The organism is Streptomyces sp. MCA2 (genome assembly GCF_023544705.1).
Classification (GTDB): Bacteria; Actinomycetota; Actinomycetes; order Streptomycetales; family Streptomycetaceae; genus Streptomyces; species Streptomyces decoyicus.
Map to the genome: position 1 here is coordinate 135,367 of NZ_JAMJFM010000012.1, position 22,735 is coordinate 158,101.

At 72.2% G+C, this 22,735-nt stretch carries 28 protein-coding genes and 1 riboswitch; of the genes, 20 read left to right on the plus strand and 8 right to left on the minus strand.

The genetic code is table 11. The features are described from left to right. Positions 1–106 precede the first annotated feature (106 nt). Entirely contained in the window at positions 107–1,840 is a 1,734-nt protein-coding gene (locus M8I34_RS12835) for an ABC transporter ATP-binding protein (protein WP_250049591.1), read from the minus strand. A 204-nt stretch (positions 1,841–2,044) separates the two neighbouring features. On the opposite strand from M8I34_RS12835, the gene M8I34_RS12840 reads away from it, so the two are divergent. The 7 genes from M8I34_RS12840 (at position 2,045) to M8I34_RS12865 (ending at position 6,677) form a co-directional block, all read left to right on the plus strand. Beyond that, on the plus strand, positions 2,045–2,290 hold the full coding sequence (locus M8I34_RS12840; protein WP_279614458.1) for a MoaD/ThiS family protein: 246 nt from the start codon (positions 2,045–2,047) through the stop codon (positions 2,288–2,290). 10 nt (positions 2,291–2,300) lie between these two features. After that, positions 2,301–3,698, plus strand: a complete 1,398-nt coding sequence (locus M8I34_RS12845; protein ID WP_250049592.1) for a hypothetical protein — start codon at positions 2,301–2,303, stop codon at positions 3,696–3,698. 105 nt (positions 3,699–3,803) lie between these two features. Beyond that, positions 3,804–4,505, plus strand: a complete 702-nt coding sequence (locus tag M8I34_RS12850) for a DUF2993 domain-containing protein (protein ID WP_250049593.1) — start codon at positions 3,804–3,806, stop codon at positions 4,503–4,505. 227 nt (positions 4,506–4,732) lie between these two features. Next, positions 4,733–4,840, plus strand: a complete 108-nt coding sequence (locus M8I34_RS41875) for a putative leader peptide (protein WP_350252853.1) — start codon at positions 4,733–4,735, stop codon at positions 4,838–4,840. Positions 4,841–5,034: 194 nt separating this feature from the next. Beyond that, positions 5,035–5,880: a sulfurtransferase gene (locus M8I34_RS12855; RefSeq protein WP_250049594.1), complete on the plus strand. Its 846-nt coding sequence runs from the start codon at positions 5,035–5,037 to the stop codon at positions 5,878–5,880. Between the two features lie 42 nt (positions 5,881–5,922). After that, positions 5,923–6,210, plus strand: a complete 288-nt coding sequence (locus M8I34_RS12860) for a DUF1416 domain-containing protein (protein ID WP_030085405.1) — start codon at positions 5,923–5,925, stop codon at positions 6,208–6,210. 179 nt (positions 6,211–6,389) lie between these two features. Beyond that, complete coding sequence (locus tag M8I34_RS12865) at positions 6,390–6,677, plus strand: DUF3099 domain-containing protein (RefSeq protein WP_030085403.1); 288 nt, start codon at positions 6,390–6,392, stop codon at positions 6,675–6,677. Between the two features lie 91 nt (positions 6,678–6,768). Here the strand turns inward: M8I34_RS12865 and M8I34_RS12870 are convergent, their stop codons facing one another. Continuing rightward, positions 6,769–7,134, minus strand: a complete 366-nt coding sequence (locus M8I34_RS12870; RefSeq protein ID WP_250049595.1) for a DsrE family protein — start codon at positions 7,132–7,134, stop codon at positions 6,769–6,771. A gap of 318 nt (positions 7,135–7,452) precedes the next feature. Between M8I34_RS12870 and M8I34_RS12875 the strand changes: the two genes are divergently transcribed. The 6 genes from M8I34_RS12875 to M8I34_RS12900 all read left to right on the plus strand — a co-directional run bounded on the left by M8I34_RS12875 (position 7,453) and on the right by M8I34_RS12900 (position 12,742). Beyond that, complete coding sequence (locus M8I34_RS12875) at positions 7,453–8,040, plus strand: FABP family protein (protein ID WP_030992653.1); 588 nt, start codon at positions 7,453–7,455, stop codon at positions 8,038–8,040. A gap of 41 nt (positions 8,041–8,081) precedes the next feature. After that, positions 8,082–8,155, plus strand: a riboswitch (cobalamin riboswitch). Positions 8,156–8,277: 122 nt separating this feature from the next. Continuing rightward, the gene (locus tag M8I34_RS12880; protein ID WP_250049596.1) at positions 8,278–9,372 is read left to right on the plus strand and encodes an iron ABC transporter permease; all 1,095 of its coding nucleotides are present in this window, start codon (positions 8,278–8,280) and stop codon (positions 9,370–9,372) included. Beyond that, a complete protein-coding gene (locus tag M8I34_RS12885) occupies positions 9,372–10,196 on the plus strand; it encodes an ABC transporter ATP-binding protein (protein WP_250049597.1) in 825 nt (274 codons plus the stop codon). The genes M8I34_RS12880 and M8I34_RS12885 overlap by 1 nt, the downstream gene beginning before the upstream one ends. A 10-nt stretch (positions 10,197–10,206) precedes the next feature. Next, positions 10,207–11,244, plus strand: a complete 1,038-nt coding sequence (locus M8I34_RS12890) for an ABC transporter substrate-binding protein (protein ID WP_250049598.1) — start codon at positions 10,207–10,209, stop codon at positions 11,242–11,244. Between the two features lie 48 nt (positions 11,245–11,292). Then, positions 11,293–11,730 (plus strand): Fur family transcriptional regulator, encoded by a 438-nt coding sequence (locus M8I34_RS12895; RefSeq protein ID WP_030085386.1) that lies wholly within the window; start codon positions 11,293–11,295, stop codon positions 11,728–11,730. A gap of 31 nt (positions 11,731–11,761) precedes the next feature. Next, the gene (locus M8I34_RS12900; RefSeq protein ID WP_250049599.1) at positions 11,762–12,742 is read left to right on the plus strand and encodes a folate-binding protein YgfZ; all 981 of its coding nucleotides are present in this window, start codon (positions 11,762–11,764) and stop codon (positions 12,740–12,742) included. A gap of 59 nt (positions 12,743–12,801) precedes the next feature. On the opposite strand, the gene dtd is transcribed toward M8I34_RS12900, so the two are convergent. Continuing rightward, positions 12,802–13,227, minus strand: coding sequence for a D-aminoacyl-tRNA deacylase (dtd, locus tag M8I34_RS12905; RefSeq protein ID WP_250049600.1), 426 nt, complete (start codon positions 13,225–13,227; stop codon positions 12,802–12,804). A 175-nt stretch (positions 13,228–13,402) separates the two neighbouring features. Between dtd and M8I34_RS12910 the strand changes: the two genes are divergently transcribed. From M8I34_RS12910 to M8I34_RS12925, 4 genes are all read left to right on the plus strand, one after another. Continuing rightward, entirely contained in the window at positions 13,403–14,137 is a 735-nt protein-coding gene (locus tag M8I34_RS12910; protein WP_250049601.1) for an ABC transporter substrate-binding protein, read from the plus strand. 51 nt (positions 14,138–14,188) lie between these two features. Beyond that, on the plus strand, positions 14,189–15,208 hold the full coding sequence (locus M8I34_RS12915; protein WP_250049602.1) for an asparaginase: 1,020 nt from the start codon (positions 14,189–14,191) through the stop codon (positions 15,206–15,208). Between the two features lie 154 nt (positions 15,209–15,362). After that, entirely contained in the window at positions 15,363–15,794 is a 432-nt protein-coding gene (locus M8I34_RS12920; RefSeq protein ID WP_244419426.1) for an ankyrin repeat domain-containing protein, read from the plus strand. Positions 15,795–16,064: 270 nt separating this feature from the next. Then, positions 16,065–16,631, plus strand: a complete 567-nt coding sequence (locus M8I34_RS12925; protein ID WP_250049603.1) for an NADPH-dependent FMN reductase — start codon at positions 16,065–16,067, stop codon at positions 16,629–16,631. Between the two features lie 203 nt (positions 16,632–16,834). On the opposite strand, the gene M8I34_RS12930 is transcribed toward M8I34_RS12925, so the two are convergent. Together M8I34_RS12930 and M8I34_RS12935 are read right to left on the minus strand one after the other, a co-directional pair. Further along, complete coding sequence (locus M8I34_RS12930; protein WP_250049604.1) at positions 16,835–17,665, minus strand: class I SAM-dependent methyltransferase; 831 nt, start codon at positions 17,663–17,665, stop codon at positions 16,835–16,837. Between the two features lie 33 nt (positions 17,666–17,698). Next, a complete protein-coding gene (locus M8I34_RS12935; protein WP_250049605.1) occupies positions 17,699–18,109 on the minus strand; it encodes a VOC family protein in 411 nt (136 codons plus the stop codon). Positions 18,110–18,312: 203 nt separating this feature from the next. Here M8I34_RS12935 and M8I34_RS12940 point away from each other — a divergent pair, with 203 nt between their 5' ends. After that, on the plus strand, positions 18,313–18,915 hold the full coding sequence (locus M8I34_RS12940; protein WP_250049639.1) for a TetR/AcrR family transcriptional regulator: 603 nt from the start codon (positions 18,313–18,315) through the stop codon (positions 18,913–18,915). Then, positions 18,915–19,343: a VOC family protein gene (locus tag M8I34_RS12945; RefSeq protein WP_250049640.1), complete on the plus strand. Its 429-nt coding sequence runs from the start codon at positions 18,915–18,917 to the stop codon at positions 19,341–19,343. The genes M8I34_RS12940 and M8I34_RS12945 overlap by 1 nt, the downstream gene beginning before the upstream one ends. Positions 19,344–19,437: 94 nt before the next feature. Here the strand turns inward: M8I34_RS12945 and M8I34_RS12950 are convergent, their stop codons facing one another. From M8I34_RS12950 to M8I34_RS12960, 3 genes are all read right to left on the minus strand, one after another. Continuing rightward, positions 19,438–20,430 (minus strand): aldo/keto reductase, encoded by a 993-nt coding sequence (locus M8I34_RS12950; protein WP_244419431.1) that lies wholly within the window; start codon positions 20,428–20,430, stop codon positions 19,438–19,440. Positions 20,431–20,643: 213 nt separating this feature from the next. Further along, the gene (locus tag M8I34_RS12955; RefSeq protein ID WP_250049606.1) at positions 20,644–20,961 is read right to left on the minus strand and encodes a transcriptional regulator; all 318 of its coding nucleotides are present in this window, start codon (positions 20,959–20,961) and stop codon (positions 20,644–20,646) included. Next, entirely contained in the window at positions 20,958–21,377 is a 420-nt protein-coding gene (locus M8I34_RS12960) for a hypothetical protein (protein ID WP_250049607.1), read from the minus strand. Before M8I34_RS12960 ends, M8I34_RS12955 begins: the two co-directional genes overlap by 4 nt. A 461-nt stretch (positions 21,378–21,838) precedes the next feature. Here M8I34_RS12960 and M8I34_RS12965 point away from each other — a divergent pair, with 461 nt between their 5' ends. After that, positions 21,839–22,702 (plus strand): putative protein N(5)-glutamine methyltransferase, encoded by an 864-nt coding sequence (locus M8I34_RS12965; protein ID WP_250049608.1) that lies wholly within the window; start codon positions 21,839–21,841, stop codon positions 22,700–22,702. Positions 22,703–22,735 lie beyond the last annotated feature (33 nt).

A 22,735-nucleotide genomic window follows, 5' to 3' on the forward strand; every position in this document is an offset into this window, starting at 1 on the left:
CGGGCGGGTCCGGCCGCCGGGGCCGGCCCCCGGGCCGGTGCCTTGGGCGTCTCGTCGGTGGCCTCCGGGGTCCCGGCCCGTGGGGCCGCCCCCTTGTCCGCGGTGGTCACGCCGCCTCCTGCTCGGTGAGCTGGGAGAGCACGATCTCCCGGTAGGTCTCGTTGCCGGCCATCAGCTCGGCGTGGGTGCCGGTGCCGACGACCCGGCCCTCGTCCAGGACGACGATCCGGTCGGCGCCGCGGATCGTGGCGACCCGCTGGGCGACGATCACGACCGTGGCCCGGTCGGTCTCGCGGGCGAGGGCGGCGCGCAGCGCGGCGTCCGTCGCGTAGTCCAGGGCGGAGAAGGAGTCGTCGAAGAGGTAGATCTCGGGGCGTCGCACCAGGGCGCGGGCGATCGCCAGCCGCTGGCGCTGGCCGCCGGAGACATTGCCGCCGCCCTGGGCGATGGGGGCCTGGAGGCCGCCTTCCATCCGCTCGACGAAGTCCCGCGCCTGGGCGGTCTCCAGGGCGTGCCACAGCTCGTCGTCGGTGGCGTCCGGATTGCCGTAGCGCAGGTTGGTGGCGACGGTGCCGGAGAAGAGATAGGGCTTCTGCGGGACCAGGCCGATGGCCTTGGCCAGCGTCTCCTGGTCGAGGGTGCGGACGTCCTCGCCGTCCACCAGTACCGCGCCGCCGGTCGCGTCGAACAGCCGCGGGACGAGCCCGAGGAGGGTCGACTTGCCGGAGCCCGTGGAGCCGATGACGGCGGTGGTCTCGCCGGGGCGGGCGACCAGCGAGATGTCCGTGAGGACCGGCTGCTCGGCGCCCGGGAAGCGGAACTCGACGCCGCGCAGCTCCAGTTCGCCGTGGCGGCGGAGTTCGGTGACGGGGTTCTCGGGCGGGGTGACGCTGGAGTCGGTCGCCAGGACCTCCTGGATGCGCTCGGCGCAGACCTCGGCGCGCGGCAGCATCATCACCATGAACGTCGCCATCATGATCGACATCAGGATGTACATGAGGTAGCTGAGGAACGCCGTCAGGGCGCCGATCTGCATGGCGCCGCTGTCGATCCGCAGTCCGCCGAACCAGACGACGGCCACGCTGGAGACGTTCACGATCAGCATGACCAGCGGGAACATCATCGACATCAGCCGGCCGGCGCGCAGCGACACGTCGTAGAGACCGGTGTTGGCCCCGGCGAACCGCTCGCGCTCGTGCCGGTCGCGGACGAAGGCACGGATGACGCGGATGCCGGTGATCTGCTCGCGCAGCACCCGGTTGACGGTGTCGATGCGCTCCTGCACCCCGCGGAACAGCGGACGCATCCGCCGCACGATCAGTGAGACGAGCATCCCGAGGACCGGGACGATGACCAGGAGCAGGCCCGACAGCGGCACATCCTGGTTCAGCGCCATGATCACGCCGCCGACGCACATGATCGGTGCCGAGACCATCATCGTGAACGTCATCAGCACCAGCATCTGGACCTGCTGGACGTCGTTGGTCGTGCGGGTGATCAGCGAGGGCGCGCCGAACGTGCCCACCTCACGGGCGGAGAAGGACTGCACCCGGTCGAAGACCGCGGCACGGATGTCCCGGCCCAGCGCCATGGCCGTACGGGCACCGAAGTAGACGGCACCGATCGCGCAGACGATCTGGAGGAACGTGACGGCCACCATGAAGCCGCCGACGCCGAGGATGTAGCCCGTGTCCCCCTTGACGACACCGTTGTCAATGATGTCGGCGTTGAGGGTGGGCAGGTAGAGGGTTGCCAGGGTCTGGATCAGCTGAAGCAGCACGATCAGGGATATCGAACGCCTATGGGGCCGCAGATGCGCCCGCGCGAGTCGGACCAACACCCCATGAGGGTAGGCGAACACTTGCCCTCGGCAATCGAATTTACGGAGTCCGCCCGGCACGGGCGGGTCCCTCCGCCGGATCGTGCCCGGAGCCGGATCACCCGTCGCGTACGCCATCATGGAGGCGGCAACGACGGGGTACCGCCACCACGGGGCGCCCCCGACCGACACGACGAAGAGGCCGCCGTGACAACAACTGGCACCGTGCGCTACTGGGCCGCGGCCAAGGCCGCCGCCGGCACGGCTGAGGAGCCGTACGCGGCGGCGACGCTCGCCGAGGCGCTCGACGCGGCGCGCTCGGCGCATGCCGCCAACCCCGAGTTCGCGCGCGTCCTGCTGCGCTGCTCCTTCCTGGTGGACGGCGATCCGGTCGGCACCCGCGACCACCAGGCGGTGGCGCTGGCCGAGGGCGGCACCGTCGAGGTCCTGCCGCCGTTCGCGGGAGGGTGAACACACGACCATGAGCGACAACCAGCCGCAGCACCACCACCCCTACGAGCCGCACGATCCGTACGCCCGGCAGGACCCGTACGCCCAGCAGGCGCCGCAGTCCGCACAGCCGCCGTACGGCCAGGCAGGCCAGGCAGGCCAGGCGGGCCAGGCACCGTACGAGCCGCAGGCGCCCTACGGACAGCAGCCGTCGCAGGGACAGCAGACGCCGTACGGCCGGCAGCCGTCGCACGGGCAGCAGGCGCCGTACGGACAGCAGCCGTCCTACCCCCAGCAGGCGTACGACCCCTCCGCGCAGCAGCAGCCGAGGCCCGAGCAGCCCGGACGCGGCCGGCACGGGCGCGCCCCGTACGGAGGTGACCCGTACGGGCGCGGCCAGTACGGGTACGACGCATACGGACAGCAGCAGCCACAGCATCCCCGGCAGCCGCAACAGCAACCGCAGCAGCCGCAGCGTCCGGTCTACGGGCAGGAGGGCTACGGCAGCCCGCACCCCGCGGAGACCGCGCCGCTGCCCACCCAGCACCAGACCGCCCGCCCGGACGGCGAGCCGTACGCCCGCCAGCACCCCCAGCAGGCCAGGCCGGCGCCCGCCGCGCCCGCACCGGCCGCCACGCCGTCGGTCTCCGCCGCGTCGGTCTCCTCCGCGCCGCTCGCGCCCAACCAGCGCGCCCGCGCCGAGGGCCGCTCGCCGATCATCCCGCCCGGGATCCAGCCGGCCGCGCTGACCGCCGGCCTCGCCCTGCTGCTGGCGCTGACCGCGCCGCTCGGCCGCCCGGTGCTCGCCGTACCGGTGGCGCTGCTCCAGGCCGTCACCGCCGCCGGCTGGTTCCGGCTCAACGGCATGTGGCCGGCCCGCCAGGGCATCGCGCTCGCCTTCCTGGGCGGGCTGACCACCGATGTCGCACTGCTGGCCACCGACCGCGAGAGCGCGCCCCTGGTCGGCATCGGCACGCTCGGGGTGTGGTGTCTGCTCGTCCTCGTCCTCCAGCTGCGCAATCGCAGCAGCGCCGACGAGCGGATGTACGCGCTGACCGCGGGCCTGACCTCGTCCGCGCTCGCGGTGCTCGCCGCCGGGCAGCTCGCGGCGGCCTCGCATGCGGTGACGGTCGGCGCGGCCGCGGTCGCGGTGGCCACGCTCGCCCGTGCGCTGCCGCTGCCCGTCCCCGCCTCGATCGGCATCTCCCTGGTGGCGGCCGCGGGTGCCGGTATCGGAGCCGGCCAGCTGACCGGCCTCGGGGCGTCCGGCGCGCTGCTGGGCCTGGCGGCCGGCGGCTGCGCCCTCATCGGCCTGCGGGTGGCCAGCTACGACTACCCGTCCCGCTTCGTCCACATGACGGCCGGTGTGGCCCTGCCGCTGGCGCTGGCCGCGCCCGCGGTGTACGTCCTGGGGCGGACGCTGGGGTAGCCCCCGCAGGCCGATATCCGCAGGTCCGTGAGCGATACGGAGCGCAGGCAGGGGGCCTGTACGGACGCGGCCGTGATCCGGCCCAGGTGTGGGGGAAGTGGTTCGATGCGTGCACTTCGCGTGCTGTTGATCATCATCGTCATATTCGGCGGGCTGTTCGTGGCCGCCGACCGGGTGGCGGTGAATCTCGCCGAGGACATGGCCGCGGACAAGATCCGCAGCAGCCAGGGGCTGGGCAGGACCCCGGAGGTCGCCATCAAGGGCTTCCCGTTCCTGACCCAGGTCGCCGGCCGCAGCCTCCAGGAGGTGGACGCCGACCTCGGGGGCATCGAGGCCCGCGCCGAGGGGCACACGCTGCGCATCGACCAGCTGTCGGCACAGTTCCACGACGTCACGCTGACCAGCGACTACACCTCCATCGAGAGCGCCGCCACGGCCACCGGCAACGCCCGGCTCAACTACGCCGACCTGACCAAGGCGGCGGGCGGCGGCGTCAAGATCACCTACGCCGGGCAGAAGAACGGCCGCAGCCAGGTCAAGATCTCGCCGAACCTCCCGCTCCTCAGCTCGCTGGACGTGACCGGCTCCCTCACGATCGTGGGCGGCAACACCGTGCGGCTGCGCGCCGACGGCCTCCCCGCGATGTGCAAGGCCGTCCCGGGCTGCGAGAGCAAGGTGCGCGCCCAGACCGACCACGACTGGAAGCTGGACCAGCTGCCCGGCAACCTGAAGCTGGAGAAGGTCGTGACGATGCCCGACGGCATCTCGATCTCCGCCGCCGGCAAGAACGTCAAGCTCCCCGGCTGACCGGACGCCCGCGGCGGGCCGCCCCACCGGTCCGCCGTCCGATCCGCACCGCCGTCCAATTCCTGAGACGCCCGAGTCCGTACGCCAGACCCCCCACCGGCGTACGGGCGCCGGAGGCCCGTGGGCGACCGGCCGACGCAGCACCCCATCCCACATCGCGGACAAACGCGTCTCGCCATTCGACACGCCGGTGACACGCCCCGCTCCGCGTCCCTACGATCGGTGGCATGCAGAGCTCATTGAGCGGTCTCCGTCCGCGGGGACGTGCGGTACTGACGAAGCGGCGGGCAGTAGACCTGTGCCGCGTCGCCGCCATGCTCTGTCGCCCTGTCTGACGGGCCTTGCGCACCCTCCCCCAGCTCCCGCTGGGAGGTGCTCCCAGCCCCCGGCCGGCCGTCGAGGCCGTGCCCTCACGCGTCCCGGCGCAGCGCCGCTCCGGAACCCCCGTCCGGAAGCCACCGGCGCACACCCGTCGTACCCGCGTGCATCTCTGCCACTACCCCCCGCAACTGCCCCGGAGGAGAAGAACATGAGCCGTAGCGACGTCCTCGTAGACGCCGACTGGGTCGAGGCCCACATCGACGACCCGAAGGTCGTGATCGTCGAGGTTGACGAGGACACCTCGGCCTACGACAAGAACCACATCAAGAACGCCGTCCGGATCGACTGGAAGCAGGACCTCCAGGACCCGGTCCGCCGTGACTTCGTCGACCAGGAGGGCTTCGAGAAGCTGCTCTCCGCCAAGGGCATCGGCAACGACGACACGGTCGTCCTCTACGGCGGCAACAACAACTGGTTCGCGGCCTACGCGTACTGGTACTTCAAGCTGTACGGCCACGAGAACGTCAAGCTGCTCGACGGCGGCCGCAAGAAGTGGGAGCTGGACTCCCGCGACCTGGTCGACGGTGCGCAGGTGCCCGAGCGCCCGGCCACCGCGTACCAGGCCAAGGCCCAGGACAGCTCCATCCGTGCCTTCCGTGACGAGGTCATCGCCGCGATCGGCGACCTGAACCTGGTCGACGTCCGCTCGCCCGACGAGTTCTCCGGCAAGCTCCTCGCCCCGGCCCACCTCCCGCAGGAGCAGTCGCAGAAGGCGGGGCACATCCCCACCTCCCGCAACATCCCGTGGTCGAAGAACGCCAACGACGACGGCACCTTCAAGTCCGACGCCGAGCTCAAGGCGCTCTACGAGGACGAGGGCGTCGACCTGTCGAAGGACACCATCGCCCTGTGCCGCATCGGTGAGCGCTCCTCGCTCACCTGGTTCGTGCTGCACGAGCTCCTCGACCAGCCGAACGTCAAGAACTACGACGGCTCCTGGACCGAGTACGGCTCGCTCGTCGGCGTGCCGATCGAGCTCGGCGCCGCCAAGTAAGCAAGCAAGCTTCTCCTCCGAACCCCTCAAGGAAGTACCCCTATGTGTGGAGCACAGGCAGGCGGCCCGGACGCCTCGACCATCAAGCCCGGTGAGACCACGATCCAGGGCAGCGTGACCCGCGACGGCGAGCCCGTCACCGGTTACGTCCGCCTCCTGGACAGCACCGGTGAATTCACCGCCGAGGTTCCCACCTCCGCGACCGGACAGTTCCGCTTCTACGCGGCCGAGGGCACCTGGACGCTGCGTGCGCTCGTCCCGGGCGGCACCGCCGACCGCACCGTCGTCGCCCAGCAGGGCGGTCTGGCGGAGGTTGCCATCGCTGTCTGACGGCGGACGTGGCCGCGCTCCGCAGTAGGGGCCGTCGCCACGATGCGGACGGCCGGAGGGCCGCACCCCGGGGGTTTGGACGCCTTGGCCGGGGATGCGGCCCTCCGTGCCGTTCACGGCCCCGGCGAGGTGTCCCCCGCCGACTTCTGTCCTGCCCCGCGCGGACTTACGGTGGATTCATGGACGCGCACCGCCGGTCGCCCGTACAGCGCCGCCATCGCAGGTACTTCGTCCTGATGGGCGTGTGCCTGGTGCTGTTCGTGCTGGCCTGGGGCGTGGTGCGGCTGTGGTCGGTGCCGGCCGCGGTGGGCATGTGCGTCGTCGCCATGGTCATTCCGCCCGTCGCGGCGATCATCGGCAACCGCCGGGAGCCCGGAGAGCGCTGGTGGGACGAGTCCGGCGACCCCGAGTCCGACCGCTGGTGGCGCGAGCTGGACGACCGGGGCGACGACAAGCACCCCCAGTAGGCGCGCGAGGGCGCCCACGGGCTTGAGCCCACCGGCGCCCTCAGTACACCGGCGCCCTCAGTACGCCCGCGCCCTCAGTACGCCCGCGCCCTCAGTACACCAGCGCCTGGACGTCGTCCGGCATGATCTCGCTGACGAACAGCTGGGAACCGGCGATCCCGGCCCCCTCGATCAGATCCTTCTGCTCGATGTCCCGCCGGGCCGCGCACTGGGTGCAGACGGTGATCGCGCCGCCACCGGCGCGGATCCCGTCGATCAGCTCCGGCAGGGGCGCCGCATGCGGCAGCTCGAAGTCCGCCGCCCGCCCCGGCAGCGCGAACCACACCGACTCCCCGGTCAGCCACAGCGACACCTCGACGCCGCTGGACACCGCCACCGCCGCCACCGTGAACGCCTGCGAACACCGCTCGGGCGCATCCGCACCCGCCGTTACCTTGATCACGAGCTTCTTCGCCATGGGGCAAGAGTAGGCGCGGTGGACCTCACAGCGCCGTTGTCCCCGCCGCCGACTAGACTCTCAGGCGGTCCGTACACCCTCACTCCGTTCAAGGAGCGCGCTCGTGCTTGAGGCATTCTTCACCACCCTGCTGGTTCTGGTCGGCATCGCCGTGGTCGCGTTCGCCGGTCTGACCTGGAAGAAGCTCTACCAGGGCCAGCGCTGAGCCATCGCTTGACCGGCTCCACCGGCTCCGCCGGGTGGCGCAGCCCGCCGGCCTCATGGGAGCGTCCCGTGCGCCCCTGCCGATTCCCCTCCACATAGATCGTCTGAGCTCTCATGATCGAGATCCCGTCCGACCTGAACCCGGCCCTGGTGCCGCTCGCCTTCCTCCTCGGCAACTGGGAGGGCGCCGGCGTCGCCGAATTCCCGGGCACCGAGAAGTGCAACTTCGGGCAGGAGGTCAGCTTCACCCACGACGGCCGTGACTTCCTCGAGTACACCTCGCACAGCTGGGTGCTCGACGCCGAGGGCAAGAAGGTCCGCCCGCTGGAGAGCGAGAGCGGCTTCTGGCGTATCGACGCGGACCGCAAGGTCGAGATCGTGATGAGCCGCGACCAGGGCGTGGTGGAGGTCTGGTACGGCGAACTGGCGGATCAGAAGCCGCAGATCGACCTGGCCACCGACGCCATCGCGCGCACCGCCGCCTCCGGCCCGTACAGCGGCGGCAAGCGGCTCTACGGCTACGTCAACAGCGACCTGATGTGGGTCGGCGAGAAGTCCACCCCGGACGTGCCGCTGCGGCCCTACATGTCGGCGCATCTGAAGAAGGTCGCCGACCTCCAGGAGTGGGCGGAGAACCTCCCGGACGACATGCCCGACGGCGTCTCCTTCTTCCGTCCCGACGGCACGCCCTACAACCCGTAAGCACAACGGGAGAGCCCCGCTCTCCCCGCCAGCGCCCCGCGGGGGAAGCCGGTCGAAGTCCGGCGCTGACCCGCAACGGTAGGCGGAAGGTCTCCTTCCGCAAGCCCGATTGCCCGTGGTGCGCGACGCTTCCGCTCAACTCGCCGTGGACTGCGAGGGGACGCGCCGGACCAGCGCGGTCCCGGGCCGCCCTCGGTACGTACGGACGCGGCCCGACCCCGAGGCGGCCGACCGACCGTGGCGAGCCCCACCACCCATCCGACGACGGCGGGGACCGGCGCACCGCCGCCGCCCCGGCGGCTGCCGCTGCCGCCCCTGGTCGCCGTCCTCACGGCCGTCCTGCTCGGCTCCCTGCTGTGCGGGGCCGGCCTGGGCGCCGCCGGGCTGAGCTGGGCCCAGGTGGTGCGCTATCTGGGCGCCGGGCTGACCGGCGGCACCATCTCGCCGGACGAGGTCTCCGCGTACACCATCGTGTGGGAGCTGCGCTTCCCGCGGGCCGTCCTGGCGGCCGTCGTCGGCGCCGGGCTCTCCGCCATCGGTGTCGCCGTGCAGGCCCTGGTCCGCAACGCCCTCGCCGATCCGTTCGTCCTCGGCATCTCCTCCGGCGCCGCCGTCGGGGCCAACGCCGTCCTGCTCTTCGGCACGCTCGGCGCACTGGGCGTCTGGGCGCTGTCGGTGTCGGCGTTCGTCTCCGCGCTGATCGCCATGGCCCTGGTCTACGCGGCCGCCCGCACCGCCCACGGGCTCACCCCGCTGCGTCTGGTGCTGACCGGCACCGCGATGTACTACGGCTTCTCCGCCGTCACCACCCTCATGGTGTTCAGCGCCGACCGCGGTGAGGCGGCCCGCTCGGCGATGATGTGGCTGCTCGGAAGCCTGAGCGGGGCCGGCTGGAACTCGGTGCCGATCGCCGCCGTCGCGGTCGCCGCCGCGCTGGCCCATCTGCTGCTCTCCGCGGGCCGGCTGAACGCGCTGGCGATGGGCGACGAGACCGCGGCCGCGCTCGGCGTGGACGCGCCCCGGCTGCGCCGCGAACTGTTCGTCGTCGCGGCCGCCGTCACCGGCGCGGTGGTCGCGGTCAGCGGCGCGATCGGCTTCGTCGGGCTGATGGTGCCGCATGTGACGCGGATGCTGGTCGGTGCCGGCCACCGCCGGGTGCTGGCCGTCGCGCCGCTGCTCGGCGCGGTGCTGCTGGTGTGGGTGGATCTGCTCTCGCGGGTGCTGCTGGCGCCCGTCGAACTGCCGGTCGGCGTGCTCACCGCCGTCATCGGCGTGCCCTGTTTCGTCCTGCTGATGCGGCGGCGCGGCTACACCTTCGGAGGCGGCGCCTGATGCGGCTCGACATCACCGGCCTGTCCGTGGAGGTGGCCGGGAACCGGCTCGTCCACGACCTCACGCTACGGGCCGGCAGCGGCCGGATGGTCGGCCTGGTCGGCCCCAACGGCAGCGGCAAATCGACCCTGTTGCGCTGTGTCTACCGCGCGCTGCGCCCGGCCGCCGGGACCGTACGGCTGGACGGCGCGGACCTGCACGCCATGGACGCGCGCGAGGGGGCGCGGCTGCTGGCCGCGCTGCCCCAGGAGGCCAGTACGGAGTTCGACTTCACCGTGGCCGAGGTCGTCGCGATGGGGCGGCTGCCGCATCAGCGCGGCGCGGGCCGGGCGAGCGCCGAGGACCGTGCGCGGTGCGCGGGGGCGCTGGCCCGGGTCGGCGCGGACCATCTGGCCGGGCGCGGCTTCCTCAGCCTGTCCGGCGGTGAGAAGCAGCGGGTGCTGATCGCCCGCGCGCTGGCCCAGGACCCGCAGGTGCTGGTCCTCGACGAGCCCACCAACCACCTGGACATCGCCCAGCAGTTGGAGGTGCTGGCGCTGGTCAGGGCTGGGGGCACCGCCCGGACGGAGTCCGGGGGGCGGCTGACGGTGCTGACCGCACTGCACGACCTCAACCTGGCGGCCGTGCACTGCGACGAGCTGTACGTCATCGACGGCGGCCGGATCGTGGCCGCCGGCCCGCCGTACGACGTCCTCACCCCGGAGCTGCTCGCCGAGGTCTTCGGCGTCCGCGCCCATCGCGTACGGCATCCCGAATCGGGCGCCGTCCAGCTGCTGTTCGACCGTCTCGCCGCCCCCGCCGCCACCCGCGCCGCCGACTCCTGAGGACCCCGCCATGCGCCGCTCCACCGCCCCGTTCACCGTCCTCGCCCTCGCGCTCGCCCTGACCGGCTGCGGCGCGAAGGTCTCCGGCGACGGCGGCGACGACGCCGCCGGCCGGCACCCCGCCAAGGCCTCCGGCCGCTACCCCGTCACCATCGAGAACTGCGGCACCCGCACCACGTACGACAAGGCCCCGCGCCGGGTCGTCACCAACGACGTCGGCATCACCGAGATCATGTTCGCGCTCGGCCTGGAGAACCGGATGGCCGGCTACGTCATGCCCGACGACAAGGGCGATCTCGACGGCCTCCCCTGGAAGGCCGCGTACGACAAGGTCCCCCGGCTCTCCAAGAAGGCGCTCACCAAGGAGATGGCCCTCGACGCCCGTGCCGACCTGGTCTTCGCGGGCTGGAACTACGGCTTCGGCGAGGACAACGGCCTGACCCCCGCCGCACTGAAGAAGCTCGGCATCGGCAGCTATGTCCTGACCGAGTCCTGCCACAACGGCACGGACGGCGCCGCCCGCGGCGTCATGCCGCCCCTGGAGGCGCTCTACACCGACCTGACGACGCTCGGGAAGATCTTCGGCGTCGAGGACCGGGCCGAGGTCCTGGTGAAGAAGTACCAGAAGCAGGTGGCCGACGCCGCCGCCAAGGCCCCCGCACCCGCCCGGCGTCCGTCCGTCTTCCTCTACGACGACGGCCGCGACAAGCCGTTCACCTCGGGCAAGTACGCCGGACCGCACGACATCATCACCAAGGCCGGCGGCGACCACGTCATGAAGGACCTCAAGGACTCCTGGACGACGGTGGGCTGGGAGACCGTCGTCGACCGCGACCCCGACGTCATCGTGATCAACAACTACGGAGACACCTCCGCCGCGCGGAAGAAGGCGTTCCTGGAGTCCTATCGGCCGCTCGCCGGCGTCTCGGCGGTCAAGCACCACCGGATCTACGTCATGGACTACGCCGAACTCGTCGAGAGCCCCCGCAACCCCGCCGCCGTCAGCGACCTGGCCCGCTATCTGCGCGGTGTACGGAAGGGCGGCTGAGGCGGGCAAGCCACGCACACCCGCCGCCCGCCCTTCTACACTGGCTGTGTGGTGACCACCGACTGGCAGAGCGACCTCCGCAGGCGCGGATACCGCCTGACCCCGCAGCGTCAGCTCGTGCTGGAGGCTGTGGACAGACTGGAGCATGCCACCCCTGACGACATCCTCACCGAGGTGCGCAAGACGGCGGGCGGCGTGAACATCTCCACGGTCTACCGGACCCTGGAACTCCTCGAGGAGCTGGGCCTGGTCAGCCATGCCCACCTCGGGCACGGCGCCCCCACCTACCACCTCGCCGACCGCCACCACCACATCCATCTGGTGTGCCGGGACTGCACGGACGTCATCGAGGCGGATCTGTCGGTGGCCGAGCCGTTCACGGCGCAGCTGCACGAACAGTTCGGCTTCGATACGGACATGAAGCATTTCGCGATCTTCGGGCGCTGTGCGGCCTGCCGCGACAAGGCGGCGGAGGGCGACGGCTGAGGCTGTCACCGGCGAGTCGTAGGCTGGCCCCATGCTGCGACACACTCCCGCCAGCCCTCTTCTGTCGCTGCCCGGCGCCGTCCCCGCCGAGGCGCCCGACGAAGGCGTCGCCGCGCACTACGGCGACCTCTTCCGTGAGCAGCGCGCCCTCGCCGACGGCTCCGGCTTCGTGGACCTCTCCCACCGCGGCGTGGTCACCGTCACCGGCGCCGAACGGCTGAGCTGGCTGCACCTGCTGCTCACCCAGCACGTCAGCGACCTCGCGCCCGGCCACGCCACCGAGGCGCTGATCCTCTCCGCGCACGGCCACATCGAGCATGCGGTCTACCTCGTCGACGACGGCGAGACGACCTGGATGCACACCGAACCGGGCGGCCAGGAGGCGCTGATCGCCTACCTGGAGAGCATGAAGTTCTTCTACCGGGTCGAGGTCGCCGACCGCACGGACGAGATCGCCGTCGTCCATCTGCCGGCCGGCTCCATCGCCGAGGTGCCCGAGAACGCCGTCGTACGCGAGACCGCGCACGGCCGCGATCTGTTCCTGCCGCGCACCGACCTGGAGTCCTTCGCCGCGGCGAAGGGCCCGGCGATCGGCGTCCTGGCGCTGGAGGCACTGCGCGTCGAGGCCCACCGCCCCCGGCTGGGCCTGGAGACCGACCACCGCACCATCCCCCACGAGCTGGGCTGGATCGGCACCGCCGTACACCTCCAGAAGGGCTGCTACCGCGGCCAGGAGACCGTCGCCCGGGTCCACAACCTGGGCAAGCCGCCGCGCCGGCTGGTCTTTCTGCACCTGGACGGCAGCGAGGTCCATCTGCCGCCGCACGGCACCCCCGTCCGCCTCGCCTCGGACGGCGAGGAGGGCCGGCAGCTCGGCTTCATCACCACCTCGGCCCGCCACCACGAGCTCGGCCCGATCGCGCTCGCCCTGGTCAAGCGGAACGTCCCGGTGGACGCGCCATTGATGGCGGGCGGCACGGCGGCGGCACAGGAGACCGTCGTCGAGCCGTAGGACCGCCCCCGGACGTACGGCCGCCCGGGTGCCCCGCGCGGGGCACCCGGAGTGCGGGCCTACACCTCGACCAGCACCGTGAACGGCCCGTCGTTCGTCAGGGACACCTTCATGTCGGCTCCGAAGCTGCCGGTCTGCACCTGGGCACCCAGCGCCCGCAGCTGTGCGACGACCTCGTCGACGAGCGGCTCGGCGACCGGCCCCGGGGCCGCGGCGTTCCAGGTGGGACGGCGGCCCTTGCGGGCGTCACCGTAGAGAGTGAACTGGCTGATCACCAGGAGCGGCGCCGCGGTGTCCGAGCAGGACTTCTCGCCCTGGAGAATCCGCACCGACCACAGCTTGCGGGCGAGCTGCGCCGCCTTCTGCGGGGTGTCCTCGTGCGTGACCCCCACCAGCACGCACAGCCCCTCACCGACGATCTCCCCGACCGTCTCGCCCGCCACCTCGACGCGTGCGCCGTCAACCCTCTGCACCACAGCTCGCATACCCGCCATCATGCCGGGCGGCCCACCTCCTTCGGACAGCCGTGCCCCTACGGGGGCCGTTCGGGTGCCATGGCCCTGCGGAAGGACCGCCCAGAGTGGCACGATGCGTGCACGTGGTGCGTTTCATGGACAACATGCCCAGGAAGCGGCACCGGACGAGGGGACGGAACGATCCATGAGCACTCTCGGCGCCGGACAGACACCCGGTCCCGTACCACCCGCCCGTACGACACCGAACGGTCGGACGACCTCCACCGCCCCCACGGCAGACACCACACGTCCGGCAGCCACCCCACCACCCCCCACCGCCCTGACCACCACGGCAACGGCTCGCGTCGAGCCGCCCGGCACCGAGGACGGCCCCATGCTCCAGGCAGGCCAGGCTCAGCAACCCCGCCCCCCGCAGCAGCGCGACCACTGCCGTCCGGCCACCACACCCGATCTGTCCGGTCTGGGACTGCCCGAGCTGCGGGTGGTACGACGCGACTCACAACAGGAAGAGGCCGATCTCAGCTATCTGCGGCGGCTGTTGCAGGGCCGGATCGACATCCTGCGGGCCGAGCTCGCCCGCCGCAGCGCCCAGCACTCACCGCTCCTGGACCGGCTGCCGGAGATCCTGACGGACCTGCCGTCGCGGCACCGCTCCTCGGCCCGGCACGTGACGGTCGGCACGCCGCACAGCGAGGAGTACCGCAGGCTCGCCGAGGAGATGCTCGGCGAGGTCGAGCTGTCCGATCTCACCGCGCGTACGGACCAGGAGCTGCATGACGCCATGGGCCGGCTGATCCGCTACGAGCAGCAGGTCTCGCGCCGCCGTCAGTCGTTGCAGCGCACCACCGACGATTGCAGCGCGGAAATTGCCCGCAGGTACCGTGAAGGCGAAGCGCAAGTAGACGACCTGCTGTCCTGACCGGGCCACAAGCCTCCGGGGGGCGACAGATCACCTCCCGGAAGGCCGCCGATGACCTCGCCCACGCCGATATCCGCACCGACCCAGGAAGCCCCTGGCTCCCCCGGGTCCACGGAAGGTGCGCCTGCTCCCGTCTCCCCCGTCCTGGCCGAGGTCGTCCGCTCCGGCTTCGTCGAGGGCCGGCACCGCGGCTCGCTGGTGGTGCTCGCCGCCGACGGCAGCGTGGAGTGGTCGCTGGGCGAGGCGTCCGCCCCGGTCTTCCCCCGCTCCACGAACAAGCCGATGCAGGCCGCGGCGGTGCTGCGGGCGGGCCTGGACCTCTCCGGCGAGCGGCTGGCCCTGGCCGCCGCGAGCCACTCCGGCGAGCCCTTCCACCTCGCTCTCGTACGGACCATGCTGGCCGAGCACGGTCTGACCCCCGGCGATCTCCAGACGCCGGCGGACCTCCCGCTGGACCAGGAGGAGGCGGAGGCGTACCTCGCCGCGGGCCAGGTCCGCGAACGCCTCACGATGAACTGCTCCGGCAAGCACACCGCGATGCTGGCCGCCTCCGCGCTCAACGGCTGGCCGCTCGCCTCGTACCTCGACCGGGCGCACCCGCTGCAACAGCTGGTGGCCGACGGTGTCCGCACCGCGAGCGGCGAGGACACCGCGCACGTCGGCACCGACGGCTGCGGGGCGCCGCTGCTGTCCCTGTCGCTGACCGGCCTGGCCCGCGCCTTCCAGTACTTCGTCCAGGCCGCGCCCGGCACCCCTGAGCGGCGGGTCGCGGACGCGATGCGCGCCCACCCGGAGTACGTCGCCGGCACCCGGCGCCCCGACACCTGGCTGATGCAGGCCCTCCCGGGCACCCTCGCCAAGATGGGCGCCGAGGCCGTCCAGGCCCTGGCCCTCCCCGACGGCCGCGCCCTCGCCTTCAAGATCGACGACGGTGCCACCCGCACCCTCGGCCCGGTCCTCGCCCGCACCCTGCGCCTGATGGGCCTCGACGCCCCCGTCCTGACCCGCCTGGAGGACGCCCCGCTCTTCGGCGGCGCCGCGCGGGTGGGGGAAATCCGCGCGACGTTCTGACGGGTGCGGCTGTGGCCGTGTGCAGCGGGTAGGGGCAGCCACAACGACCGCCTCGCCACGGCCGGCACCGGCACTCGTGCCCGCCGGCCTGCATAAGGTGGCGATGACACAGTGCACGCACGCAACCACCCACGACAGCAGGAGGCCGGCGACCATGAGCGACGCGAATCCCGAGCCGCAGGGGCCCGAGGCGATCGAGCACGCGCACGACCCCGAGGTGTTGCAGCTCGCGGCGAAGGTGTTCGAACTCGCACGGCACGGCGACACCGACACCGTCGCCGCGTACGTGGACGCGGGCGTCCCCGCCAACCTGACGAACGACAAGGGCGACTCGCTCGTGATGCTGGCGGCGTACCACGGCCACCCCGCCACCGTGGAGGCCCTGTTGCAGCGCGGTGCCGACGCCGACCGCCCCAACGACCGCGGCCAGACCCCGCTGGCCGGCGCGGTCTTCAAGGCCGAGGACGAGGTCATCAAGGTCCTGGTGGCACACGGCGCGGACCCGTCGGCGGGCACCCCCTCCGCGATCGAGACGGCCCGGATGTTCGAGAAGACGGAGCTGCTGAAGCAGTTCGGGGCGGAGTGATCCCCCGGGCGGCCCGGCAGACGGCCCGGTGGGCGTGACCCGGCAGATGGCCCGGTAGGCGGCCCGGCAGACGAGCCCCCGACGGACGGCCCGGTGGGGCGAGGCCCTGCCGGGCCGTCCGCAGGAGAGACCCGAGGCATGGCACTCCACGCCGCCCGAGGCAGGGCACCCGGGGATGCTTGACCTCAAGTTCGCTTGAGGTCCTAGCGTCGAGTCCCGACGGCACCACGCCGCTCACCGACTCACGTGTCACCCCACGAAGGGCCCCACATGTCCGAGCACCCCTACCGCCTCGCAGTGATCATCGGCAGCACCCGGGAGGGCCGGTTCGCGCCCGTCATCGCGAACTGGTTCACCCGGCACGCCGAAACCCACGCACACATCGACGTGGACGTCATCGACCTCGACACCGTCCGCCCGTACGAACTCCGTTACGGCAGCGAGGAGTACGAGTCCTTCGCCAAGCGCGTCGACGAGGCGGACGCGTTCGTCGTGATCACCCCGGAGTACAACCACTCGTTCCCGGCCCCGCTCAAGCACGCCATCGACCTGCTGCACCGCCAGTGGCAGGCCAAGCCGGTCGGCTTCGTCTCGTACGGCGGGATCTCCGGCGGCCTGCGTGCCGTGGAACAACTACGGCTGGTCTTCGCCGAGTTGCATGCCACCACGGTGCGCGACTCGGTGAGCTTCACGCTGGCGGGCAACCTCTTCGACGACGCGGGCCGGCTGCGCGACCCGGCCCCCGCCACCCAGGCCGCCGACACCCTGCTCGACCAGCTGACGTGGTGGGCGGTGACCCTCCGCGAGGCCCGCGCGGCCCGTCCGTACGGCGGCTGACCCGTCCGTCAGCCCGGTCACCGGCGCCCGGCCCGGCCCGGCCCGTCGGCGCGGCCACACTGCCGCGACCGCCGCCGGGCCGGGCGCCGCGCGCCGGGCCGGGCGCCGCGCGCCGCGGCGGCCGCCGCGCGCCGAGGCCCGAGGGCCGCCGCTCCCGTGACGCGCCTCCGCCGCCTCCGGCCGTACCGGCGCCCCCGCACCCCTCAGGAGCCGCGCCGCACCGCCGTCGCGACATGCACGCGCATCGCGCACGGAACACGGCCGTCCGGCAGCGCCATCGCCGCCGACTCCGCCTCGAAGCGGGCCCGCAGCCCGGCGGTGACCGCGGGATCGAGCATTCCCAGGTCGTAGGTGGTGCCGACGGTCCGCCAGACCTGCTCGGGCGGACCGGACAGGTCGATCCGTACGGTCTCCCACTCCACGGGTCCGAACCCGGCCGGACGGAACACCGCGTCGAAGCCCTCGCGGTCCCGCACCCGCCGGTCCCCCAGCGGCGGCATCCGTCGCCCCGCCGGCGCCCCCTGGAACAGCGGCTTCAGCAGCCGCACAAACAGCTCGTAGGCCTCACCGCCGGCCGGCCCGCCCCCCACGACCACGGCCAGCGTCCCGCCCGGCTCCAGCACCCGCGCCAGCTCCGCCGCGACCTGCTCCGCCTCGCTCATCAGCATCAACGCCATATGGGAGACACAGCCGTCGAACCGGCCGTCCTGGAAGGGCAGTTGCTGTGCCCGCGCGACCCGGAGGTCCGCCCGCCCGACGCCGGGGCGGCCCCGCGCCAGGGTCAACTCCTCGGCGGACAGGTCGATCCCGGCGAGCGCGCGCCGGGCACCGGCCTCCCCCGCAGCGAGGAGTTCCAGCAACAGCCCGTCGCCGCAGCCGAGATCCAGCACCCGGCCGCACGCCGCCACCCGGTCCCGCAGGATCTCGTAACTGGAGCGGCCGCCCTCGGCCCGCCCATGGGCCATCGCCTGCACGGTCACCGCGGGATGCGCGGCATGAAAGGTCCGCAGAAACTCTTCCTGAACCGTCGTCATCCACCGATCCTAGGAGCCCGCCGCTCCCCACCCTCAGTCCTCCGGGGGCCGTTCCTGGAGCGCCCAGCCGTTGCCGTCGGGGTCGCTGAAGTAGACGAACGAGTTCCATGCCCCGCCGGGGCCGTCGGCCATCGCCCCGTTCTCGACATGCTGGACGGGGCCGGCGTCCACCCCTCGTGCGACCAATTGCGCGCGGGCCGCGGCGATATCGGGGACCACCAGCTGGATCCCCTGCACCGACCCGGGCCGCACCTCCGTGACACCGTCGCCCGCACCGATGACGATCGAGCAGCCCGACCCCGGCGGCGTCAGCTGCACGATGCGCACCTCGTCGCCGACGCGCATGTCGTGATCGACGGCAAAGCCCATCTGCTCGCTGTAGAAGTGCTTCGCCCGTTCCACATCGGCCACCGGGATCGGCACCAGTTCGAGCTTCCAGTCCATGGCGCGCCGTCCTTCCGTACGGGCGGCGGCCCTGAACAGCGGCCGTCGGCACCGGCCTTGTCGCGCTGCAAGAAGTCTAAGGAGTGGGGGACGGATGCGCCCGGCCATTGACGGAGTGAGTACTCACTCCGTAGCGTGGAGCCATGACACCCCCACCCTCCCGCCGACGCGCCCCCGGCATGAGCGTCGAGGAGCGCCGGGCCATGATCGTGGCCGCCGCGCTGCCGCTCGTGGCGGAGTACGGCGCGGCCGTCACCACCAGCCAGATCGCCCGCGCCGCCGGGATCGGCGAGGCCACGATCTTCCGGGCCTTCAAGGACAAGGACGAGGTGCTGGACGCGTGTGTCGCCGAGGCGGTCGGCACGGACCACTTCCTGCGCGAGCTCGCCTCGATCTCCCTGGACGAGCCGCTCGCCGGACGGCTGACCGAAGCCGCCGAGGCGCTGCGCGCCCATCTGGAACGCCTGGGCACCGTCATCGGCGCCCTCCACGCCTCCGGGCACCGCCGCGGCCGCGAGCCCGGGGCCGGTCCGCGGGACTCCGACCGTCCTCGGCGGGACGCCGACGGTCCGCCGCGGGACAGCCGGGCCGAATCCGTCACCGTTCTGCGCAATGCCGTCGTCGAACTGATCGAGCCCGACCGGGCCGCGTTCCGCCTGAGCCCCGAGAAGGTCGCCGCCGCGTTTCTGGGCCTGCTCTTCACCCGGCTCCAGACGCCGGCGGCGGAGGCCGATGCCCCGCTCACCCCCGACGAACTCATCGACGTCCTGCTGCACGGCGCCCTCCACCACCCCGGGAGCACCTGATAACCGTGACCCTCAACCACACCATCGTCCCGGCCACCGACCACCGCGCGGCCGCCCACTTCTTCGCCTCGGTCATGGACCTGCCGGAACTCCCGCCGGCCGGCCGCCTGGGGCACTTCGCCCCGGTCCGGGTGAACGAGACGCTCACCCTCGACTTCATGACCGTGCCGGACGCCGAAGGCCATCACCTCGCCTTCGACGTCGACCCCGAGACCTTCGACGGAATCCTCGCCCGCATCCAGGCCGCCGGCATCCTTTACGGCAGCCACCCCGCCGAGCCGGACAACGGCCGCACCGATCATCCGCTGTGCGCCCGCGGCCTGTTCTTCCGCGACGACTCCCACAACCTCTACGAGGTCATGTCGCGGGAGGAGGCCATGCCGCGGGACACGGTCCTCTCGCGGGACGAGGCCATGCCGCCGGCGTGAGCGAACGCCCCCCCCGGCCCTCGGAGTTCTCCCGCCCGCGCCACCGGTTACCGGCACTGGCCACCGGCACCGCCGACCACCGGCCCCCGCTCCCTCACCTGTTGACGAACGCCATGCTGGACTCGTCGTACCGCGTACCGGCGATCCGGCCGGCCGGTGCCGCGGCGTCGATCGCGGCGAGTTCTCCGGCAGTCAGCTCGACGGCGAGCGCTCCGAGGTTCTCCTCCAGGTACTTCTCCCGGCGGGTGCCCGGGATCGGCACCACGTCGTCCCCGCGGTACTGCACCCAGGCCAGCGCGAGCTGCCCGGCGCTGACGCCCTTCTCGGCGGCGAGTGCGTCGAGCCGGTCCACGATGGCCAGGTTCTGCTCCAGGTTGCCGTCGGCGAAGCGCGGCTGGCTGCGGCGCACATCGGACTCCGGCAGCCCCTCCACCGAGGTGTAGCGCCCGGTCAGGAAGCCCCGGCCGAGCGGCGAGAACGGCACCAGGCCGATGCCGAGTTCCCGGCACACCGGCGCGATCTCCTGCTCCAGATCACGGGTCCACAGCGACCACTCGCTCTGCAACGCGGCGATGGGATGCACCGCATGCGCCCGCCGGAGGGTCGCCGCGCCCGCCTCGGACAGCCCGAGGTGCCGCACCTTGCCCGCCGCGACGAGTTCGGCCATCGCGCCGACGGTCTCCTCGATCGGTACGTCGGGGTCGACGCGGTGCTGGTAGTAGAGGTCGATGTGGTCGACCCCGAGCCGGCGCAGCGATGCGTCGCAGGCCTCCCGTACGTAGGCGGCATCGCCCCGGATCGCGGTCGGCTCACCGAGCCGGTTGGCGAACCCGAACTTCGTCGCCAGCACCACCTCGTCCCGTCGGCCGGCGATGGCCCGGCCGATCAGCTCCTCGTTGTGCCCCGCCCCGTAGAAATCGGAGGTGTCCAGCAGACTGACACCGAGGTCGAGCGCCCGGTTGATGGTCGCGACCGACTGCGCGTCGTCCGACGCGCCGTAGCCATGGCTCATCCCCATGCAGCCGAGCCCCTGCGCGGAAACCACCAGCGCACCGAGGTGACGCGTCGGAATGTTCATCGTGGTCATGCTGCTGCTACCTCCTGGACGTACGGCGGACGGATCCGGATCGCGGAGGGACCCCGATCCCTCCTTGCTCCCTGAGCTCCCGGCACCCGCTCGGCGGCCTGTTCCGGAAACCCGTCCCGGACGCTATGAGTTGAAGTGCGCTCGAAGTCAACAAGGCTCATCAGGGCGCGGGAGTCGGGCACTTGGCGTCCTCCGTCTGCCGCCCTCCCCCGTTCAGTCGCCGTCGCCCGCTATCGCCCGCAGGGCCTGGCAGTGCGCGGCGAAGGCTGCACGGCCGGCGGGCGTCAGGGCGAGCCAGGTACGCGGGCGCTTGCCGACATACCCCTTGGTGACGGCGACATAGCCGGCCTTCTCCAGAGTGGCGACCTGCCGCGACAGGACCGAGTCGCTCACCTCGACGGTGTCGCGGACGAAGGCGAACTCGGCTTTGTCGGCGGCCGCCAGGGTCGCCACGATGGAGAAGCGGACGGGTGCGTGGATCACCTCGTCGAGCCCGTGGCGCGGATGCGCCCCATGAAACGGGTCCGTCACCGCCGGGCCTCCAAGTAACCGCCTATCAGCCCGGGAAGGGCAACCACCAGTGCACCGGGCACCCACCACGCCACAGCCCCGGGGAAATACCAGAAGCCCAGGAGCAGCACCGCGACATAGAGCAGCGTCCACACCCCCATCAGGCCGGCATGCCACCACCCGAACCCGCGCCGGGAAACCCGCTGCCGGACTGCATAGACCGACAACGCGGTGACGGTAACACCCCCGATACCGGTGCCGATCGCCATCCCGTACGGATGGGCCAACAGCCCGACAGAGAGCACCTGGGCCGCGGACGCGCAGCCGAAGATCACCAGATACCGGACGTACCACTTCGTGCCGTCCCGGACCGTCGCGCTCAGCTCCTGCGCACGGGCCAGTGCGGCCGCCGCGTCCTTCGAGGCGTACTCCACCATGCCGTTCCCCCCTGACTGCCGCTCTCACGGCTTCCTGCATTCAGCGTGACAAGTACTTTCCGATATGACAAGCACTTTCCAGCCATTGAATGGAAGCGCGAACTGCCTTACGCACAGGGGGTGGTAGCCACCAAGCGGACCTGCACCTCGGCCGCCCGCACTCGAGGGGCCGGCACCACCTGCCCCCTGACACCGGCATCGCGGCGCCCCCACGGAGTCCGCGCAAAGGCAGGGCACGGCACCCGGCCCGCGCCCAGACCTCTGTGCGCCGCGACCCAGGTCAGGTAATGTGGCGGCCTCAGTAGTGGACCGACCGAGGAGGTGAGACCGATTCCCCGCCAGATCAGGCAGGCGCTCCCGGCTCACGCCCGTACGGTCCACCCGATGCAGGTGGCCGTCCGACACACGTGACCCGGGAAGCGCCCTCGGCGCCCCGAAAGGCTCACATGCCGTCGTCTCCGATGTCGTTCTCCCCATCAGCGCTCTCCTCGCCTCTCCCGGCACCCGATTCCGCACCGCTCTCCCGCGCCGCCGTCGTCACCACGCTGCGCGCCGCCGGCTGTGTCTTCGCCGAGGACGAGGCGGAGCTGCTCCTCTCCACCGCGCGTACGGCGGACGAACTCGCCGCCATGGTGGAGCGGCGCGCCCTCGGCCTCCCCCTGGAGCACGTCGTCGGCTGGGCGGAGTTCTCCGGGCGGCGGATCACCGTCGATCCCGGGGTCTTCGTCCCGCGCCGCCGCACCGAGTTCCTCGTGGGCCAGGCCGTCGGCCTCGGCCGCCGGACCGCCGCGCGCACCGGGCGGCCCCCGGTCGTCGTCGACCTGTGCTGCGGATCCGGCGCGGTGGGCACCGTACTGGCCGCCGCCCTGGACCGGGTCGAGCTGTACGCCGCCGATATCGAACCCGCCGCGGTGCGCTGCGCCCGCCGCAACCTCACCCCCGTCGGCGGTGAGGTCCACGAGGGCGACCTCTTCGACGCGCTTCCCGCCCGCCTCCGGGGCCGTATCGACATCCTGGTGGCCAACGTGCCCTACGTGCCGAGCGAAGAGGTCGGGCTGCTGCCGCCCGAGGCCCGCGAGTACGAGCCGCTGGTGGCGCTCGACGGCGGCGCGGACGGCCTCGACGTCCTGCGGCGAGTGACCGCGGACGCCCCGCAATGGCTCGCACCAGGGGGCCATCTGCTGGTCGAGACGAGCGAACGCCAGGCACCGCAGGCCGTCGAGGCCTTCACCCGCAACGGTCTGCTGCCCCGGGTGGCCGACTCCGACGAGCTCTACGCCACGATCGTCATCGGCACCCGGGGGCCTGCCGAGAGGGCCGGATAGCTCCGCCCTGACCCGACGAGAGGTGAGGCGGGC

Bases quoted from the DNA above. Each gene is read 5' to 3' on its own strand.
- M8I34_RS41875 (WP_350252853.1), top strand. From the start codon at position 4,733: ATGCAGAGCTCATTGAGCGGTCTCCGTCCGCGGGGACGTGCGGTACTG.
- dtd (WP_250049600.1), bottom strand. From the start codon at position 13,227: ATGCGAGCTGTGGTGCAGAGGGTTGACGGCGCACGCGTCGAGGTGGCG.
- M8I34_RS12925 (WP_250049603.1), top strand. From the start codon at position 16,065: ATGTCCGAGCACCCCTACCGCCTCGCAGTGATCATCGGCAGCACCCGG.
- M8I34_RS12950 (WP_244419431.1), bottom strand. From the start codon at position 20,430: ATGACCACGATGAACATTCCGACGCGTCACCTCGGTGCGCTGGTGGTT.
- M8I34_RS12935 (WP_250049605.1), bottom strand. From the start codon at position 18,109: ATGGACTGGAAGCTCGAACTGGTGCCGATCCCGGTGGCCGATGTGGAA.
- M8I34_RS12965 (WP_250049608.1), top strand. From the start codon at position 21,839: ATGTCGTTCTCCCCATCAGCGCTCTCCTCGCCTCTCCCGGCACCCGAT.
- M8I34_RS12860 (WP_030085405.1), top strand. From the start codon at position 5,923: ATGTGTGGAGCACAGGCAGGCGGCCCGGACGCCTCGACCATCAAGCCC.
- M8I34_RS12885 (WP_250049597.1), top strand. From the start codon at position 9,372: ATGCGGCTCGACATCACCGGCCTGTCCGTGGAGGTGGCCGGGAACCGG.
- M8I34_RS12930 (WP_250049604.1), bottom strand. From the start codon at position 17,665: ATGACGACGGTTCAGGAAGAGTTTCTGCGGACCTTTCATGCCGCGCAT.
- M8I34_RS12915 (WP_250049602.1), top strand. From the start codon at position 14,189: ATGACCTCGCCCACGCCGATATCCGCACCGACCCAGGAAGCCCCTGGC.
- M8I34_RS12910 (WP_250049601.1), top strand. From the start codon at position 13,403: ATGAGCACTCTCGGCGCCGGACAGACACCCGGTCCCGTACCACCCGCC.
- M8I34_RS12850 (WP_250049593.1), top strand. From the start codon at position 3,804: ATGCGTGCACTTCGCGTGCTGTTGATCATCATCGTCATATTCGGCGGG.
- M8I34_RS12900 (WP_250049599.1), top strand. From the start codon at position 11,762: ATGCTGCGACACACTCCCGCCAGCCCTCTTCTGTCGCTGCCCGGCGCC.
- M8I34_RS12870 (WP_250049595.1), bottom strand. From the start codon at position 7,134: ATGGCGAAGAAGCTCGTGATCAAGGTAACGGCGGGTGCGGATGCGCCC.
- M8I34_RS12890 (WP_250049598.1), top strand. From the start codon at position 10,207: ATGCGCCGCTCCACCGCCCCGTTCACCGTCCTCGCCCTCGCGCTCGCC.
- M8I34_RS12960 (WP_250049607.1), bottom strand. From the start codon at position 21,377: ATGGTGGAGTACGCCTCGAAGGACGCGGCGGCCGCACTGGCCCGTGCG.
- M8I34_RS12855 (WP_250049594.1), top strand. From the start codon at position 5,035: ATGAGCCGTAGCGACGTCCTCGTAGACGCCGACTGGGTCGAGGCCCAC.
- M8I34_RS12865 (WP_030085403.1), top strand. From the start codon at position 6,390: ATGGACGCGCACCGCCGGTCGCCCGTACAGCGCCGCCATCGCAGGTAC.
- M8I34_RS12920 (WP_244419426.1), top strand. From the start codon at position 15,363: ATGAGCGACGCGAATCCCGAGCCGCAGGGGCCCGAGGCGATCGAGCAC.
- M8I34_RS12940 (WP_250049639.1), top strand. From the start codon at position 18,313: ATGATCGTGGCCGCCGCGCTGCCGCTCGTGGCGGAGTACGGCGCGGCC.
- M8I34_RS12845 (WP_250049592.1), top strand. From the start codon at position 2,301: ATGAGCGACAACCAGCCGCAGCACCACCACCCCTACGAGCCGCACGAT.
- M8I34_RS12875 (WP_030992653.1), top strand. From the start codon at position 7,453: ATGATCGAGATCCCGTCCGACCTGAACCCGGCCCTGGTGCCGCTCGCC.